Raw genomic sequence first — 15,352 nt, forward strand, 5'->3', positions numbered from 1 at the left:
CAAAAGCTTATTTAACATTTTCTACCATAGGTTGTAATACCACTAAATGTAAATTATATCTAGTATCTGCTTGCAAATAACGTTGTTGTAGTGGTTGCCATTCTTGCCACAATTGATAACGATTTGCGGCTAGTAGCGTCGTTAATCCACCTAATTGAGTATCCAGTTCTGATTTGAAGATATTCTCTAACCATTCATGTAAAACCATATTATCTTGGATCATTCCCAAGATTTCTTGGATGCTTTTAATGTCATGAATATATGCGGAAAAAGACTCACCATATAATTCAGTAAATAACTCCATTTGGTAGCGGAGACGCTTGGCTTGTTTTCGCAAATCATGGAGAGTTTTACCTTCTGTTTTTAGATGTTCTTCTAATTGGTTGGGTGTCCATTTTGTTTGGACTACTATTTCTGATTCGATAATTTTAGTGCCAATTAGCCATCCTGGATGTAAGCAAAATTCACTCACTTCTGGTGAGAGTAAATCTGGTAAGATGTGATAAATCGGTATAGATGAGAAACTGCGATAACTGGGATTTTTCAACCAATTTTCACATTCATTTTTAAAAGATTTATAAGTTTCATCTTTAAATGTTTTCTGAACATGAGAAACGGCATTTTCTCGTTGTTTATGCAATTCTGTAAAAGCTGTTTCTAGAGATTTTTGTTCTTTTTCAAGTAAATGCGGTTTGTAATTCTTTTCGAGAATTTCTGCAAGGACATCTAAATCTCTGAGACTACCTAAAATGCGGGCAAATTTACCAATATTTTTATCACTAACTGATTTTGGTAAAAATAAATATCTTTCAAATCTACTCACAGCAGTTCTTAACCGTCGCATTCCCACTCGCATTTGGTGAAGTGGTTCTGGATCTTCGTCTCTTTTAACTGCTTTTTCCCACCTTATAGTTTTTGTCAAGTGGTTTTCAATAGCTTGGTGTGCAGTTTCACCGAGGGTTTTGATTGATGTTTCCGAGGGAATTTTCATTGTCAGAATCAGGATGTCCAGGATTAAAGGATTAACAGGATTAAACCGGGAATTTTAGGCGTTGCTCAATTGAGGTATGAAACTCACACATTCTATTTCTCAAACTCTTACTCTTTGCGCCTGGAGCGCCTCTGCGTGAGCAAAAATCATACCTTCATTCAAATAATTAACAACTTGAATTAATACTTAATTGTTGTTTAAAGATTAGTGGAAATAGCTTGTACTGGACAAGTAGGAATACATTGTTCACAGACTATGCAGCGCGATCGCACAAAGGTGAGTTTATATGTCTCTGGATTAATAGCTAGGGCTTCAGTGGGACAAACCCCCGTGCATAAACCGCAGTGAACACATACATCCTCATCAATAACTATTTCACCCAAACCCAGGGAAACATGAATATGTTGCGATCGCATCCATTCAATTGCTGCATCTAACTGATCAATATCCCCCAATAATTCTACTACTAGTTTACCAATTTGATTCGGCGCAACTTGAGCGCGGATAATATTCGCAGCGACATTAAAATCCTTTGCTAGTCGGTAGGTAACAGGCATTTGAATCGCCCGTTTGGGAAAAGTCAGGGTAACTCTTTTTTTCATTATGTGAGAAAACAGTAAGATGAACTAAGTTAATAAGTCTTAATAAATTGATTATGAGTACCGAAGCCTCTGTAAATTCTAGTAACCGCATCAAAAACTTCTTAATTGCTATTGTAGCGATCGCTTTGGGAGTTGCCCTGTTCCTGGGACTTAAAACTGATTCTACCTCAGTTTCCTTGGCGGAATTAGGTAAAACTGCCATGCCCTTAGAAGTAGCTGTTAGCAACGGAAAACCTTCTCTAGTCGAGTTTTACGCCGATTGGTGTACAGTTTGCCAGAAAATGACACCCGACATGGCAAAACTCAGAGAAAAGTACAATAACAGCCTGAATTTTGTCATGTTGAATGTTGATAATACCAAATGGTTGCCAGAAATGCTCAAATATCGAGTAGATGGCATTCCCCACTTTATATTTTTGGGTAAACAAGGGGAAACCATCGCCGAAACCATTGGTGATATCCCCCGCACCATTATGGCTAGTAATTTAGAAGCTTTAATTGTCGGTTCTACCCTTCCCCACATTCAAGGTAATGGCAAAACCTCGCAATTTTCTGCACGAGCCGCCACAGATAGTAATCAAGATGATCCTCGCAGTCACGGTAGCCAAGTTGTAAATTAGGTAATTGGGGATTGGTAAAAAGTTATTAATTTATTATTTGTCAGAATCAGGATTTTCAAGATTTAAGGATGTACAGGATGAAGTTTTTTAATTATTATTTATGATCAGATCATATTAGTATTATTGATTAACCTTCAAATAAAAATCCTGAAAATCATCTAATCCTGGAAATCCTGATTCAGACAATAAAAACCCTGATTTAGGATCATCATTTTGCTGAATTAATAATAATAATCTATTAACTCTATTCACCAATTCTTCAAGCTTGATTAGTTCTTCAGAAATTTTTTTCCTCAATCCAATCATAGTTCTATTCCTTGAGAAATTGCAGGTAAAATATAAGATTTAGCGTGTTGTGCTTCCATCAAATCAAGAGAAAAATCTTCAGCAATATCTAAAAGAACCCCCACTGCTTTAAAATAATCTTTTTCTGGTAAACCCCAAACAGCTAAATCAATATCAGAACGCCAACTCATTTGTTGATGATCCAATAAAGAACCGAATAAGACAACTTTTTCTGCACCAAATCTTTCTTTCAATATTTTGGCACATTGTCGAGCAATTTTTAAACCTTGCTTTTGGCGTTCTTGCATAGCAACTAGAAACTGAGGACGATTTTTTCTAGCCTCTAAAACCTCTTGGATAATTCGTTGTTTAGTAGCTTCATTAATGAGACTCATAGTTTCTCAAATATGGGAATTTTCTAAAATAATTATAACTCGATTTCATGGAAAATTGCTCTATCAGACATTACTCAAAGTAAGATAGTGTATGATTGTCTTTTTTCTCAAAATTTACTATGGCTACAATTAACGACAACTACCTGAAACTCAAAGCTGGTTATCTGTTTCCAGAAATTGCGCGACGGGTAAATGCTTTTGCCCAAGCTAACCCTGATGCTAAAATCATTCGCTTGGGGATTGGTGATGTCACTGAACCCTTACCAGAAGCTTGTCGCACAGCCATGATTAAAGCTGTAGAAGATATGGGCGATCGCTCATCTTTTAAAGGATATGGACCAGAACAAGGTTATGCTTGGTTAAGGGAGAAAATCGCCACCCACGACTTCCAGGCACGGGGAGCAGCCATAGAAGCGGATGAAATCTTCATTTCCGACGGTTCTAAGTGCGATTCTGGCAACATTCTCGATATTTTTGGCAAAAATAACATTATCGCCGTTACAGACCCAGTATACCCCGTTTACGTAGATACCAACGTCATGGCGGGTAACACGGGAGATGCTAACGAAAAAGGTGAATATGGTGGGTTAGTTTATTTACCTGTCACCGCTGAAAATAATTTCACAGCGGAAATTCCTAGCCAAAAAGTTGATTTAATTTATCTTTGCTTTCCTAATAATCCTACAGGTGCAACTGCAACTAAAGAACACTTGCAAGCCTGGGTAAATTATGCCAAAGCTAACGGTTCAATTATCTTCTTTGATGCTGCTTACGAAGCATTTATTACAGATCCTACCTTACCTCATTCTATTTTTGAAATCGAAGGTGCGAGAGATTGTGCTATTGAATTTCGTTCTTTCTCCAAAAATGCTGGGTTTACCGGAACTCGTTGCGCTTTAACTGTTGTTCCCAAAAACCTCACAGCTAAAGCTGCTGACGGTACTAATGTCGAACTTTGGAAACTCTGGAATCGTCGTCAGTCTACCAAATTTAACGGCGTTTCTTATATTATTCAACGTGGTGCAGAAGCGGTTTATTCAGAAGCAGGACAAACACAAATCAAAGCTTTGGTAAACTTCTATTTAGACAATGCTAAAATCATTCGTGAAGAACTGACAAATGCTGGTTTAAATGTTTATGGTGGTGTAAATGCTCCTTACGTATGGGTGCAAACTCCTCATGGTTTATCTAGTTGGGAATTTTTCGATAAGTTATTAGAAACTGTGAATGTAGTAGGAACTCCCGGTTCTGGTTTTGGGGCTGCGGGTGAAGGTTATTTCCGTATTTCTGCCTTTAATAGTCGGGAAAATGTGGAAGAAGCCATGAAGCGAATCACCGCTAAGTTTAAGGTGTAATTCAAGTTTAATAATTTAGGGTGGGTAATTCCCACCTTACTTTTGTGAAATGAAACTTCTCCTGTCATTTACAATCCGTAGAAGTCCTCATTTAAAATTTGCTCAATCGAAAAAGGAAAGGTGATAGGATATTCACTTTCTTCCGGTATCCGCACCCCAAATTTGGCAAATTTAGCTTCTTTAATTGCTAACTTACGAGCGTCGGGATAAGCTTTTTCTATAGCTTCAACCAAGAAACTTTTAAGAGAGGGAGTATCGGCTAAATTATCCAGAACCCGCTGACGATGTTCCACAACTGAACTGTACCAACTTCCCTTCATCGAATCAGGTGCATCATGTTGAATCTTTAACTTGAGTAAATGAGCCAATAAAATTTTGAGATTACTTCTGAGCGTATTCTTCTCCGATTTACCCAAATCAACTAACTCCTCAATCAAATGCTGAATATCTAGCGACTCAAATTCATGATTTTGTAACTGCTGAATTGTTTGCTCAATCCATAATTGCAAATCGCTATCATATAGGGTGTTAGACATCTTTTTAGATTTACTCCCAGTGCAAATTTTGATTTAGTGAAGTAAGAAAATTAAGCCATCAAACTCTTATCTTTTCCCTCCTGCTGTATTTAAGATGTGACAACTTCATGTAATTCATGGGGAGTCAGATGAGAATGAACAACTTCACCATCACGAAACCAAACAATCCGTTTAGTTTGTCGCGCAACTTCTGATTCATGGGTGACAATAACAACGGTAATACCACTGCTATTAAGTTCACTGAACAAGTCTAATACTTCTTGGGTAGTATGAGAATCAAGTGCGCCGGTGGGTTCATCTGCGAGGAGAACAACGGGATTGTTGACAATGGCACGAGCGATCGCTACTCTTTGTTGTTGTCCCCCTGATAATTGGGTAGGTTTGTTGTTGAGGCGGTTTTCTAAGCCAACTTTGATTAATGCGGATGTCGCCCGATCTTTTCTTTCCCCAGATTTAACACCAGCATACACCATTGGCAGCATGACATTTTCTAGGGCTGTTAATTGATTTAATAAATGGAATTGTTGGAAGACAAAACCGAGTTTTCTACTGCGAATATGCGCCAATTCAGTATCATTCATTTGCGCGACATTCAAATTATCTAAATAATAATTTCCACTACTAGGACGATCTAAACAACCGATAATATTCATAGCTGTAGATTTGCCCGAACCAGAGGGTCCCATAATCGAACAATATTCGCCTTGTGTGATCACCAAATTTACATTATTTAGTGCCTTAACTTCTATTTCCCCAATTCCATAAATTTTGAAAATATCCTCTAATCGAATAATTGCTAATTCTGGTGCATGGGGAATATTTGCATTAGTTATTGTCAGAGTATCATCCACAAAGATTTATCCTTATGTAAAATATAATTGTAGTAAAGATTAGGGGAACCACGGGGGGATCGTCCCTACATATATTATGGGATTTTTTGGGCGATCGCATCATGTAGAATTGATATTGATCATTAACCCTCTAATTATGAGGGCAACTACGGGGTCTACACATACACATATTTATAGGATCTGTTTAGGCGATCGCATCACTCCTCATGTAGAATTCTGACTTTTCCCATTAAGTCTTGAAAGGCTTGTCAGCAAAGGATTTATTTTAGCCGGTTTTTAGCTTTTTTAATGGATAATACACAATGAAGTGGGGAATGTGGGATAAAAAAGGGTGTATTGTTTCATATTCGATTCCTCGCCAATTAGAGATGGCAATTGATAACTAAGTATGTTGGCGTTGAAAATTGTCGTTATGGCAAGGCAAAAGGCAAGAGTGAAGAGGGTTTGGGCGATTTTATGTTTCTTTACACAGTTTGGTTTTATTGTGTTCACCTACTTATTCTTATAGGGACTTCCAATTAAAAAAATACCCAAAAATTTCTTGTGGTGCGGGCATCTTGCCCGCTAATCATCAAGGACAAGCAGGACTTGTGCTGAGCTTGTCGAAGTATGCCCATCCCACAAAATTGGGTAATTTATTTTTTGGTGTTCCCATAGAATGCCCACATTAAGTAGGTAAACAAAATAAAAATGAGGGGTATTGCGTTTTGTAAAATGGCTGAAACTCAATCATAATCTCGCATTGAGACAACTTTACATATCGTTATATACCTTTAAATTTTTCCGTTTACCTACTTATCATCAAAACAATAACTCACAAATAATATTTTTTCCGGATCTAAGATTCAAATAACATGATCTAACAAACTTTTTCAATTTTTAATTTCTACTATTGAGCTAAATATCTGCAATTAATGGAGTATAATCTTTAAAATCAGGATATATTATTGAACATGGATTTTATCACCATTTTAGGCTTAGTTGCAGGGGCATTAACTACTATTGCTTTTTTACCACAAATGTTCCAAATATGGCGCACGAAATCAGCAAAAGATGTTTCTTATGTGATGCTGATTGTCTTCATGAGTGGTTTGTTTCTGTGGTTAGTCTATGGGATTATTCTCGGTGCTTTGCCCGTTATTCTCGCTAATGGGGTGACATTATGTTTTAACTTGATTATTCTATGGCTTAAAATTAAATATAGATAACCTTACTAAAAAAGCTGTGACATCATCTGTATTTGACTGCGAACGCCTTCTATTTACCCCTGCAACCCCCAAGCACGATGCCATTCCCGTAATTTTCGCCTTTCCCAATGAGTACACTGTGGGGATAACTAGCCTGGGTTATCAGGTAGTATGGGCGACTTTGGCTATGCGTGATGATTTGCAGGTAAGTCGCTTATTTACTGATATTCGGGAACAACTTCCTAGACATCCAGAATTATTAGGTTTTTCGATGTCTTGGGAATTAGATTATGTGAATATTTTTAATCTTCTGGAATCTTTAGAAATTCCCATTCGGGCTAATTCTCGCAATCAAAATTATCCTTTAGTTTTTGGTGGTGGACCAGTTTTGACGGCTAATCCTGAACCTTACGCCGAATTTTTTGATGTGATTTTATTGGGAGATGGTGAAAATCTGCTTGGCGATTTTATAGATACTTATAAAAAAGTCAGAAATGCTGATAGAGAAACTCAATTAAAAACTTTAGCCCAAGTTCCGGGAATTTATATTCCTAGTTTATATGTAATAGAATATGTTACCCCAGATGGGGAAATAAAATCAATTAATCCGATTTCAGAGGAAATTCCCCCAATTATCCAAAAGCAAACTTATCGAGGCAATACTCTTTCTGCTTCTACTGTGGTGACAGAAAAAGCGGCTTGGGAAAATATTTATATGGTGGAAGTGGTGCGGAGTTGTCCCGAAATGTGCCGCTTTTGTTTAGCTAGTTATTTAACGTTGCCTTTTAGAACTGCGAGTTTGGAAAATTCTTTAATTCCTGGGATTGAACGGGGTTTAAAAGTTACAAGTCGGTTGGGTTTGTTAGGGGCTTCTGTTACTCAACATCCAGAATTTACAGAATTATTAGATTATATTAGTCAACCAAAATATGATGATGTGCGGTTGAGTGTGGCTTCTGTAAGAACCAATACAGTTACAGTTAAATTAGCCGAAACTTTGGCAAAACGAGATACAAGATCATTGACAATTGCGGTGGAAAGTGGTTCGGAAAAAGTTCGGAAAATTGTCAATAAAAAATTAGGTAATGATGAAATTATCCAAGCAGCTATCAATGCAAAAGCTGGTGGTTTATCTAGTTTAAAACTCTATGGAATGGTGGGAATTCCTGGGGAAGAAGCAGAAGATGTGGACGCAACTGTAAAAATGATGGAAGGTATAAGAAAAGCTGCCCCTGGTTTGCGGTTAACACTGGGATGTAGTACCTTTGTCCCCAAATCACACACACCATTTCAATGGTTTGGGGTAAATAAGCAAGCAGAAAAGCGGTTGCAATTGTTACAAAAGCAAATAAAACCTCAAGGGATGGAGTTTCGACCAGAAAGCTATAATTGGTCAATTATACAGGCTTTGTTGTCGAGAGGCGATCGCCGACTTTCTCCATTATTAGAATTAACCCGTGATTTTGGCGACTCTTTGGGAAGTTATAAACGGGCTTTTAAACAACTGAAAGGACAAATTCCCGACTTAGATTTTTATGTTCACAGCAATTGGTCAACTGAGCAAATTTTACCTTGGAATCACTTGCATGGACCTTTACCTCAGTCTACACTAATTAAGCATTTAGCAGAAGCTACCAGCTTGGAATTAAATCATAAATAATGCACACAGATACAATATTCTACCAAATCTTCCTCACCTTCCATACTCTATTATTTGAACTACTGGGACAACCCACAGAAAATGCGGAAGGTTATGAGTTTACATCTGTAGAAGTTAAAGAAAAAGCTTTTCGATTTGATGGGATATTCATGCCAGATAGTGAGGAAAAACCCATCTATTTCGTCGAAGTACAATTTCAAAATAAACCAGAGTTTTATTGGGAATTAATTACAGAGATAAATATTTATCTCAATCAATATAAACCAGAACAAGACTGGCAGGCAGTAGCTTTATTTGCTAAACGTAGTTTAGATGTGGAAAGATTAACTAATTACCAACAAGAATTAGTCAATAGTGGTCGCATCAAACGAATTTATTTAGATGAAATACCATCAGGTTCAATAGGTGTAGGGTTAATTGAATTAATTGTCAGTAAAGAGAACCAATCACCACAATTAGTTCAAAACTTGATGGCAAGAACAAAAACAGAAGTTAGCAATGAGAGAGAAAGACAAGGTATTATAGAGTTATTGGAAACTGTCTTAGTGTCAAAGTTTTCCCAATTAAGCCGTCAGGAGATAGAAGCCATGTTTTTAGTAAGTGATATTAAGCAAACAAGGGTATATCAAGAAGCAAAGCAGGAAGGTGAACAAGAAGGTAGACAAGAAGGTAGACAAGAAGGTAGACAGGAAGGTAGACAAGAAGGTGAAAAAACCTTACTGCTGCGGCAGTTATCTAAGCGGTTTGGAAAATTGATTACTCGCCATATCGAAAGTATTAACAGCTTGACAATAGCACAGCTAGAAGACCTCGGAGAAGCATTATTAGATTTTGGAGATATTAATGACTTAGAACAATGGCTAAAATCCCACACAGAATCATAAATAATGCACACAGATACAATATTCTACCAAATCTTCCTCACCTTCCATACTCTATTATTTGAACTACTGGGACAGCCAACAGAAAATGCGGAAGGTTATGAGTTTACATCTGTAGAAGTTAAAGAAAAAGCTTTTCGATTTGATGGGATATTCATGCCAGATAGTGAGGAAAAACCCATCTATTTCGTCGAAGTACAATTTCAAAATAAACCAGAATTTTACTGGGAATTAATCACAGAGATAAATATTTATCTCAATCAATATAAACCAGAACAAGACTGGCAGGCAGTAGCTTTATTTGCTAAACGTAGTTTAGATGTGGAAAGATTAACTAATTACCAACAAGAATTAGTCAATAGTGGTCGCATCAAACGAATTTATTTAGATGAAATACCATCAGGTTCAATAGGTGTAGGGTTAATTGAATTAATTGTCAGTAAAGAAAACCAATCACCGCAATTAGTTCAAAACTTGATGGCAAGAACAAAAACAGAAGTTAGCAATGAGAGAGAAAGACAAGGTATTATAGAGTTATTGGAAACTGTCTTAGTGTCAAAGTTTTCCCAATTAAGCCGTCAGGAGATAGAAGCCATGTTTTTAGTAAGTGATATTAAGCAAACAAGGGTATATCAAGAAGCAAAGCAGGAAGGTGAACAAGAAGGTAGACAAGAAGGTAGACAGGAAGGTAGACAAGAAGGTGAAAAAACCTTACTGCTGCGGCAGTTATCTAAGCGGTTTGGAAAATTGATTACTCGCCATATCGAAAGTATTAACAGCTTGACAATAGCACAGCTAGAAGACCTCGGAGAAGCATTATTAGATTTTGGAGATATTAATGACTTAGAACAATGGCTAAAATCCCACACAGAATCATAAATAATGCACACAGATACAATATTCTACCAAATCTTCCTCACCTTCCATACTCTATTATTTGAACTACTGGGACAACCCACAGAAAATGCGGAAGGTTATGAGTTTACATCTGTAGAAGTTAAAGAAAAAGCTTTTCGATTTGATGGGATATTCATGCCAGATAGTGAGGAAAAACCCATCTATTTCGTCGAAGTACAATTTCAAAATAAACCAGAATTTTACTGGGAATTAATCACAGAGATAAATATTTATCTCAATCAATATAAACCAGAACAAGACTGGCAGGCAGTAGCTTTATTTGCTAAACGTAGTTTAGATGTAGAAAGATTAACTAATTACCAACAAGAGTTAGTCAATAGTGGTCGCATCAAACGAATTTATTTAGATGAAATACCATCAGGTTCAATAGGTGTAGGGTTAATTGAATTAATTGTCAGTAAAGAAAACCAATCACCGCAATTAGTTCAAAACTTGATGGCAAGAACAAAAACAGAAGTTAGCAATGAGAGAGAAAGACAAGGTATTATAGAGTTATTGGAAACTGTCTTAGTGTCAAAGTTTTCCCAATTAAGCCGTCAGGAGATAGAAGCCATGTTTTTAGTAAGTGATATTAAGCAAACAAGGGTATATCAAGAAGCAAAGCAGGAAGGTGAACAAGAAGGTAGACAAGAAGGTAGACAGGAAGGTAGACAGGAAGGTAGACAGGAAGGTAGACAGGAAGGTAGACAGGAAGGTAGACAGGAAGGTAGACAAGAAGGTGAAAAAACCTTACTGCTGCGGCAGTTATCTAAGCGGTTTGGAAAATTGATTACTCGCCATATCGAAAGTATTAACAGCTTGACAATAGCACAGCTAGAAGACCTCGGAGAAGCATTATTAGATTTTGGAGATATTAATGACCTAGAACAATGGCTAAAATCCCACACAGAATTATAGATTTAGAGATTTCTCCCTTCTGACTGAAAATGAATCAAATTATTACTCAAGTAGACGCTTTCACTAATACTCCATTTAAAGGAAATCCTGCGGCTGTATGTGTTTTAGATAGTCCACAATCTGAATTATGGATGCAAAATATTGCTCAGGAAATGAATTTATCGGAAACCGCTTTTTTACTTAAACAAGATGATGGGTTTAATTTGCGCTGGTTTACTCCCACGGTAGAAGTTCCCCTGTGTGGACACGCTACCTTAGCCAGCGCTCATGTATTATGGTTACAAGGGCATTTATTACCAAATCAGGAGGCGCGTTTTTATACAAAAAGTGGTATACTGATAGCTAAACTAGAAAATGATTGGATTCAGTTAGATTTTCCGGTAAATCTCTCTCAATCTGTGGAGTCACCTCCAGAATTAAGTCAAGTTTTAGGAGTAACTTGTAAATCTGTTGTCCAAAATTCTCTTGGTTATTTAGTAGAAGTAGAATCTGAGCAATTAGTCAGAGAAATGCAGCCGAATTTCCAGCAGATGAAAACCTTAACAAAGGCGGATATTATCGTTACTAGCATTGCTGATTCTGGTTCAGAATATGATTTTGTCTCCCGCTTTTTTGCCCCCATGTTAGGGATTAATGAAGATCCGGTAACAGGTGCAGCACATTGTTGTTTAGCACCTTTTTGGCGGGATAAATTGGGAAAAGATGAATTTTTGGCTTATCAAGCTTCCAATCGCGGTGGAGTGGTGAAAATGTACTATCCAGGAGCCAACCGCGTCTTTCTATCTGGACAAGCTGTAACAGTAATGCAAGGACAATTAACTTTAGGTTAAGGATTGATCATGAGATATCAGATCCCCGACTTCTTAGAGAAGTCGGGGATCTCAGGGGGGATTGCAGACAGGTATTAAGTTAATATTTGTAATTAAATTTTTATATTTAAGATGACGCTTATCGGGCATTATTGACTGTAAACCTCCTTTAATGTAGGAACTTGAGCAGTAAATACATTGGAGGTTCCATTTTTTATAGGCCATAATGTTAGTAATACATTCCTAAAGAGGGATGGCGATTTGATAAGAGTGTTAAAATTCAGAAAATAAAATCCCAGTAAATCCTGAATTTTTACATAAAATTAACCCATACTAAAAACTCCAAAAATGACCACTAACCGTGCAACTAATAGAAATTTACTTCAAAAATCCGATTGGCCCGTTAAAGACTTACCAGGATTGAGTGCAGAAGATCAAGCTCAACTCAAAAATTGTGGCATTAATACCACAGAAGAACTAATCAAAAGAGGGAAAACTCTAGAAGAGAGAATAGTATTAGCAGGTAAATTACAGGTAAATATCCATTCTGTGAATAAATGGGTAGTTTTAGCAGGTTTAGCCCGTGTTCCCAGTGTAGGAACTCAATATTGCGGTGTATTACTTCACTCTGGGGTTATTTCCATAGCTCAACTAGCCCAAACTCCTACTCACAGATTGCATAGACAAGTTATGCGCTTGCAAGTAGCGACATTGCATAACCGGGATTTGTGTCCAGCAGTTGAATTAGTACAACAGTGGAGTCATCAAGCGCAAGCAATGGGTAATTAGTCAGTTGTCAGTGGTGAGTGAGTAGTGGGTAGTGGGTAGTGGGTAGTGGGTAGTGAATAGTAAAATTTTTGTCCATTCCCTTTTTTCTTCTTAACTGTCACCTGTCACCTGTCACCTGTCACCTGTCACCTGTTAACTGTCACCTGTCACCTGTCACCTGTCACCTGTCACCTATTCCTTTTCTAGGACACCGTTAAGGAAGATATCCGCTAACCCCTCCGCCATTTTTTGCATTTCTTGGGGGGAGGCGTTAGGGTCTATGAGGGTATGATCAGAGAAACCGGCGATCGCAAATAAACCTAAAAAAACTTTAGCTCCAAGTTTGGCATCCATCTGACGATAGATGCCTTTATCTATTGCAGTTTGAAAAAATGCTTCAGCAACATCTGTCATTTTATCAATAACTTCTGTTTGAATGCGATCGCGCAAATCTGGATGAAATTGCACTTCCATGAAGCAAACGCGCATAATATCGGCGTTTTTTTGTAAATTCCACATCCGTCGCCGCATAACTTGAGCGATCGCCTTATAGCTACCCATTTCGCTAAGTTCTGTCAGTAAATCTGTGAGAATATCCACCCAACCGCTAGTGGCCACTTCCACCAAAATTGCTTTTTTATTGGCAAAATGACGAAAGAGAGTTCCTTCAGCTACCCCTGCGGTTTGTGCTAAATCACGGGTTGTAGTTCCCTCGAACCCTTTGGCTGCAAATAACCGCTGTGCTGCTTGCAAAATACGTCCGCGCGTCTGCGTTTCTGATGATGGAGGAGAACTAAAAATCCGCATAGTAGTTATTTTGATATCTTTAAAACAAGATTCGTAGCCCTATTGTGCAACACCAAATGCTAAAAATACAAAAAGCTTAATAGAAGATAACTCTCTTTTTGTTAAGTAGTCTATTTCTCAAGTAATGTAAATTTACTTTAACTTTTGCTTATGCACCAGACAATTTTAAATTTCTTCATGGGTAACGTTAAAAAATTCCCATTCCGTCGTCTATTAGCCACCATTTTGGCGTTAATAGTATTTAGTGGGGGATGGATACCGGAAACAGCTTTAGCCCTGCAAAAATCCCAAAGTTCCATTCAACCTTATCTAGAACAAGTAATTAATCGTCTCACTGAATTTCGCCTGGATAATGGGCTAAAATTCATCGTTTTAGAAAGACATCAAGCCCCAGTAGTTTCCTTTCTCACCTATGCTGATGTCGGTGGCATTGATGAACCAGATGGACAAACAGGGGTAGCCCACTTTCTTGAACATCTAGCATTTAAAGGCACAAAGCGCATCGGCACTACAGACTATCAAGCCGAAGCACCACTTTTAGCCAAGTTAGAAAATTTAGATAACCAAATCAAAACCGCAAAAACCAGCGAAAAAAAAGCTGAAATAGCCCGGTTAGAAACTGAATTTAAATCAGTAGAATCTCAAGCCCTGAAATTAGTTAAACAAAACGAAATGGGGCAAATAGTTGAACAAGCTGGAGGTGTGGGTTTAAATGCTAATACTTCTTCCGAAGCTACTCGCTATTTTTATAGCTTTCCATCGAATAAATTAGAACTATGGATGTCCTTGGAATCAGATCGGTTTTTAGATCCTGTATTTCGAGAATTCTATAAAGAAAAAGAAGTAATTTTGGAAGAAAGACGCTTACGAGTCGAAAATTCTCCTATCGGTCAGATGGTGGAAAAATTCATAGATGCGGCTTTCAAAGTTCATCCTTACCGCCGACCAGTAATTGGTTATGATCAAGATATTCGCAACTTAACACCAGAGAATGTTAAGAAGTTTTTTGATGCTTATTATGCTCCCAGTAATTTAACAATTGCCATTGTCGGCGATGTCAATCCTGCTGAAGTCAAAAAACTGGCACAAACTTATTTTGGACGTTATCAAGCTAAACCCAAACCCCAACAAAAACTACCCGTAGAACCCCAGCAAACCGCCACCAGGGAAGTTACTTTAGAATTAGCTACTCAACCTTGGTATTTAGAAGGTTATCATCGTCCGGCTGTTACTCATCCTGATAATGCAGTTTATGAAATCATTGGCAGTTTATTGAGTGATGGGAGAACATCGAGACTTTATAAGTCTTTAGTAGAAAAACAAAGTTTAGCTCTAAATGCTCAAGGTTCTAGTGGCTTTCCAGGAGACAAGTATCCTAATCTGATCTTCTTTTATGCTCTCACATCTCCAGGGAAAACAGTAGATGAAGTAGCGATCGCCTTACGCCAAGAAATTGATAAATTGAAAACTGAACCTGTATCTGCGGTGGAATTGGCACGACTAAAAACCCAAGCCAGAGCCGGTTTATTACGCAGCCTTGATTCTAATTCCGGCATGGCAGCACAGTTGTTAGAATATGAAGTCAAAACCGGTTCTTGGCGCAACTTATTTCAGCAATTAGAGAAAATTTCCGCTGTTACTCCTGAAGATATTCAAAGAGTAGCCCAAGCCACATTTATACCAGAAAATCGCATAGTTGGCAAGTTGTTATCCAAACAACCAGGATAGTACCGCAAGGCAGAAGTCAAAAGTCAAAAGTAATATTGAGCAAGATTTTTGGCGATTAAGAA

At 37.6% G+C, this 15,352-nt stretch carries 18 protein-coding genes; 11 read left to right on the plus strand and 7 right to left on the minus strand.

What is annotated here, in order from left to right; all coding sequences use genetic code 11:
- Nucleotides 1–7: 7 nt before the first annotated feature.
- Nucleotides 8–991, minus strand: a complete 984-nt coding sequence (locus NG743_RS02915) for a CHAD domain-containing protein (RefSeq protein WP_027404944.1) — start codon at nucleotides 989–991, stop codon at nucleotides 8–10.
- Between the two features lie 197 nt (nucleotides 992–1,188).
- Nucleotides 1,189–1,593 (minus strand): NIL domain-containing protein, encoded by a 405-nt coding sequence (locus NG743_RS02920; RefSeq protein WP_027404943.1) that lies wholly within the window; start codon nucleotides 1,591–1,593, stop codon nucleotides 1,189–1,191.
- Between the two features lie 53 nt (nucleotides 1,594–1,646).
- Between NG743_RS02920 and NG743_RS02925 the strand changes: the two genes are divergently transcribed.
- Nucleotides 1,647–2,213, plus strand: a complete 567-nt coding sequence (locus tag NG743_RS02925; protein WP_193963804.1) for a thioredoxin family protein — start codon at nucleotides 1,647–1,649, stop codon at nucleotides 2,211–2,213.
- Nucleotides 2,214–2,333: 120 nt separating this feature from the next.
- On the opposite strand, the gene NG743_RS02930 is transcribed toward NG743_RS02925, so the two are convergent.
- Nucleotides 2,334–2,519, minus strand: a complete 186-nt coding sequence (locus tag NG743_RS02930; RefSeq protein WP_027404941.1) for a hypothetical protein — start codon at nucleotides 2,517–2,519, stop codon at nucleotides 2,334–2,336.
- Nucleotides 2,516–2,893, minus strand: a complete 378-nt coding sequence (locus NG743_RS02935) for a nucleotidyltransferase family protein (RefSeq protein ID WP_027404940.1) — start codon at nucleotides 2,891–2,893, stop codon at nucleotides 2,516–2,518. The genes NG743_RS02930 and NG743_RS02935 overlap by 4 nt, the downstream gene beginning before the upstream one ends.
- A gap of 119 nt (nucleotides 2,894–3,012) precedes the next feature.
- Here NG743_RS02935 and NG743_RS02940 point away from each other — a divergent pair, with 119 nt between their 5' ends.
- Nucleotides 3,013–4,248, plus strand: coding sequence for an LL-diaminopimelate aminotransferase (locus tag NG743_RS02940; RefSeq protein WP_053539203.1), 1,236 nt, complete (start codon nucleotides 3,013–3,015; stop codon nucleotides 4,246–4,248).
- A 68-nt stretch (nucleotides 4,249–4,316) separates the two neighbouring features.
- On the opposite strand, the gene NG743_RS02945 is transcribed toward NG743_RS02940, so the two are convergent.
- Together NG743_RS02945 and NG743_RS02950 are read right to left on the minus strand one after the other, a co-directional pair.
- Complete coding sequence (locus NG743_RS02945) at nucleotides 4,317–4,784, minus strand: DUF29 domain-containing protein (protein WP_027404938.1); 468 nt, start codon at nucleotides 4,782–4,784, stop codon at nucleotides 4,317–4,319.
- Nucleotides 4,785–4,873: 89 nt separating this feature from the next.
- Nucleotides 4,874–5,635, minus strand: a complete 762-nt coding sequence (locus NG743_RS02950; protein ID WP_257121498.1) for an ABC transporter ATP-binding protein — start codon at nucleotides 5,633–5,635, stop codon at nucleotides 4,874–4,876.
- Between the two features lie 953 nt (nucleotides 5,636–6,588).
- On the opposite strand from NG743_RS02950, the gene NG743_RS02955 reads away from it, so the two are divergent.
- From NG743_RS02955 to NG743_RS02990, 8 genes are all read left to right on the plus strand, one after another.
- Nucleotides 6,589–6,843: a SemiSWEET transporter gene (locus NG743_RS02955; RefSeq protein ID WP_027404936.1), complete on the plus strand. Its 255-nt coding sequence runs from the start codon at nucleotides 6,589–6,591 to the stop codon at nucleotides 6,841–6,843.
- A 16-nt stretch (nucleotides 6,844–6,859) separates the two neighbouring features.
- Entirely contained in the window at nucleotides 6,860–8,482 is a 1,623-nt protein-coding gene (locus NG743_RS02960) for a B12-binding domain-containing radical SAM protein (RefSeq protein ID WP_027404935.1), read from the plus strand.
- On the plus strand, nucleotides 8,482–9,366 hold the full coding sequence (locus tag NG743_RS02965) for an Rpn family recombination-promoting nuclease/putative transposase (protein ID WP_168465787.1): 885 nt from the start codon (nucleotides 8,482–8,484) through the stop codon (nucleotides 9,364–9,366). The genes NG743_RS02960 and NG743_RS02965 overlap by 1 nt, the downstream gene beginning before the upstream one ends.
- 3 nt (nucleotides 9,367–9,369) lie before the next feature.
- Entirely contained in the window at nucleotides 9,370–10,242 is an 873-nt protein-coding gene (locus NG743_RS02970) for an Rpn family recombination-promoting nuclease/putative transposase (protein ID WP_257121499.1), read from the plus strand.
- A gap of 3 nt (nucleotides 10,243–10,245) precedes the next feature.
- Nucleotides 10,246–11,178: an Rpn family recombination-promoting nuclease/putative transposase gene (locus NG743_RS02975; protein WP_257121500.1), complete on the plus strand. Its 933-nt coding sequence runs from the start codon at nucleotides 10,246–10,248 to the stop codon at nucleotides 11,176–11,178.
- A gap of 29 nt (nucleotides 11,179–11,207) precedes the next feature.
- Nucleotides 11,208–12,008 (plus strand): PhzF family phenazine biosynthesis protein, encoded by an 801-nt coding sequence (locus tag NG743_RS02980; protein ID WP_027404934.1) that lies wholly within the window; start codon nucleotides 11,208–11,210, stop codon nucleotides 12,006–12,008.
- A gap of 327 nt (nucleotides 12,009–12,335) precedes the next feature.
- Nucleotides 12,336–12,776, plus strand: coding sequence for a DUF4332 domain-containing protein (locus tag NG743_RS02985; protein WP_027404933.1), 441 nt, complete (start codon nucleotides 12,336–12,338; stop codon nucleotides 12,774–12,776).
- Between the two features lie 68 nt (nucleotides 12,777–12,844).
- A complete protein-coding gene (locus NG743_RS02990) occupies nucleotides 12,845–12,973 on the plus strand; it encodes a hypothetical protein (protein ID WP_257121501.1) in 129 nt (42 codons plus the stop codon).
- Here NG743_RS02990 and NG743_RS02995 read toward each other — a convergent pair.
- Entirely contained in the window at nucleotides 12,948–13,562 is a 615-nt protein-coding gene (locus NG743_RS02995) for a TetR/AcrR family transcriptional regulator (RefSeq protein WP_027404932.1), read from the minus strand. The genes NG743_RS02990 and NG743_RS02995 overlap by 26 nt on opposite strands.
- Nucleotides 13,563–13,712: 150 nt before the next feature.
- Between NG743_RS02995 and NG743_RS03000 the strand changes: the two genes are divergently transcribed.
- A complete protein-coding gene (locus tag NG743_RS03000) occupies nucleotides 13,713–15,290 on the plus strand; it encodes a M16 family metallopeptidase (protein ID WP_173401731.1) in 1,578 nt (525 codons plus the stop codon).
- Nucleotides 15,291–15,352 lie beyond the last annotated feature (62 nt).

Origin of the sequence: Dolichospermum heterosporum TAC447, assembly GCF_024584745.1 — a bacterium.
GTDB classification, from domain to species: Bacteria; Cyanobacteriota; Cyanobacteriia; order Cyanobacteriales; family Nostocaceae; genus Dolichospermum; species Dolichospermum heterosporum.

What these genes read in the sequence shown, in the direction of transcription:
- NG743_RS02930 (WP_027404941.1), bottom strand. Translation starts at nt 2,519, where the DNA reads ATGATTGGATTGAGGAAAAAAATTTCTGAAGAACTAATCAAGCTTGAA.
- NG743_RS02925 (WP_193963804.1), top strand. Translation starts at nt 1,647, where the DNA reads ATGAGTACCGAAGCCTCTGTAAATTCTAGTAACCGCATCAAAAACTTC.
- NG743_RS02945 (WP_027404938.1), bottom strand. Translation starts at nt 4,784, where the DNA reads ATGTCTAACACCCTATATGATAGCGATTTGCAATTATGGATTGAGCAA.
- NG743_RS02940 (WP_053539203.1), top strand. Translation starts at nt 3,013, where the DNA reads ATGGCTACAATTAACGACAACTACCTGAAACTCAAAGCTGGTTATCTG.
- NG743_RS02975 (WP_257121500.1), top strand. Translation starts at nt 10,246, where the DNA reads ATGCACACAGATACAATATTCTACCAAATCTTCCTCACCTTCCATACT.
- NG743_RS02915 (WP_027404944.1), bottom strand. Translation starts at nt 991, where the DNA reads ATGAAAATTCCCTCGGAAACATCAATCAAAACCCTCGGTGAAACTGCA.
- NG743_RS02920 (WP_027404943.1), bottom strand. Translation starts at nt 1,593, where the DNA reads ATGAAAAAAAGAGTTACCCTGACTTTTCCCAAACGGGCGATTCAAATG.
- NG743_RS02980 (WP_027404934.1), top strand. Translation starts at nt 11,208, where the DNA reads ATGAATCAAATTATTACTCAAGTAGACGCTTTCACTAATACTCCATTT.
- NG743_RS02995 (WP_027404932.1), bottom strand. Translation starts at nt 13,562, where the DNA reads ATGCGGATTTTTAGTTCTCCTCCATCATCAGAAACGCAGACGCGCGGA.
- NG743_RS02955 (WP_027404936.1), top strand. Translation starts at nt 6,589, where the DNA reads ATGGATTTTATCACCATTTTAGGCTTAGTTGCAGGGGCATTAACTACT.
- NG743_RS02985 (WP_027404933.1), top strand. Translation starts at nt 12,336, where the DNA reads ATGACCACTAACCGTGCAACTAATAGAAATTTACTTCAAAAATCCGAT.
- NG743_RS03000 (WP_173401731.1), top strand. Translation starts at nt 13,713, where the DNA reads ATGCACCAGACAATTTTAAATTTCTTCATGGGTAACGTTAAAAAATTC.
- NG743_RS02970 (WP_257121499.1), top strand. Translation starts at nt 9,370, where the DNA reads ATGCACACAGATACAATATTCTACCAAATCTTCCTCACCTTCCATACT.
- NG743_RS02935 (WP_027404940.1), bottom strand. Translation starts at nt 2,893, where the DNA reads ATGAGTCTCATTAATGAAGCTACTAAACAACGAATTATCCAAGAGGTT.
- NG743_RS02965 (WP_168465787.1), top strand. Translation starts at nt 8,482, where the DNA reads ATGCACACAGATACAATATTCTACCAAATCTTCCTCACCTTCCATACT.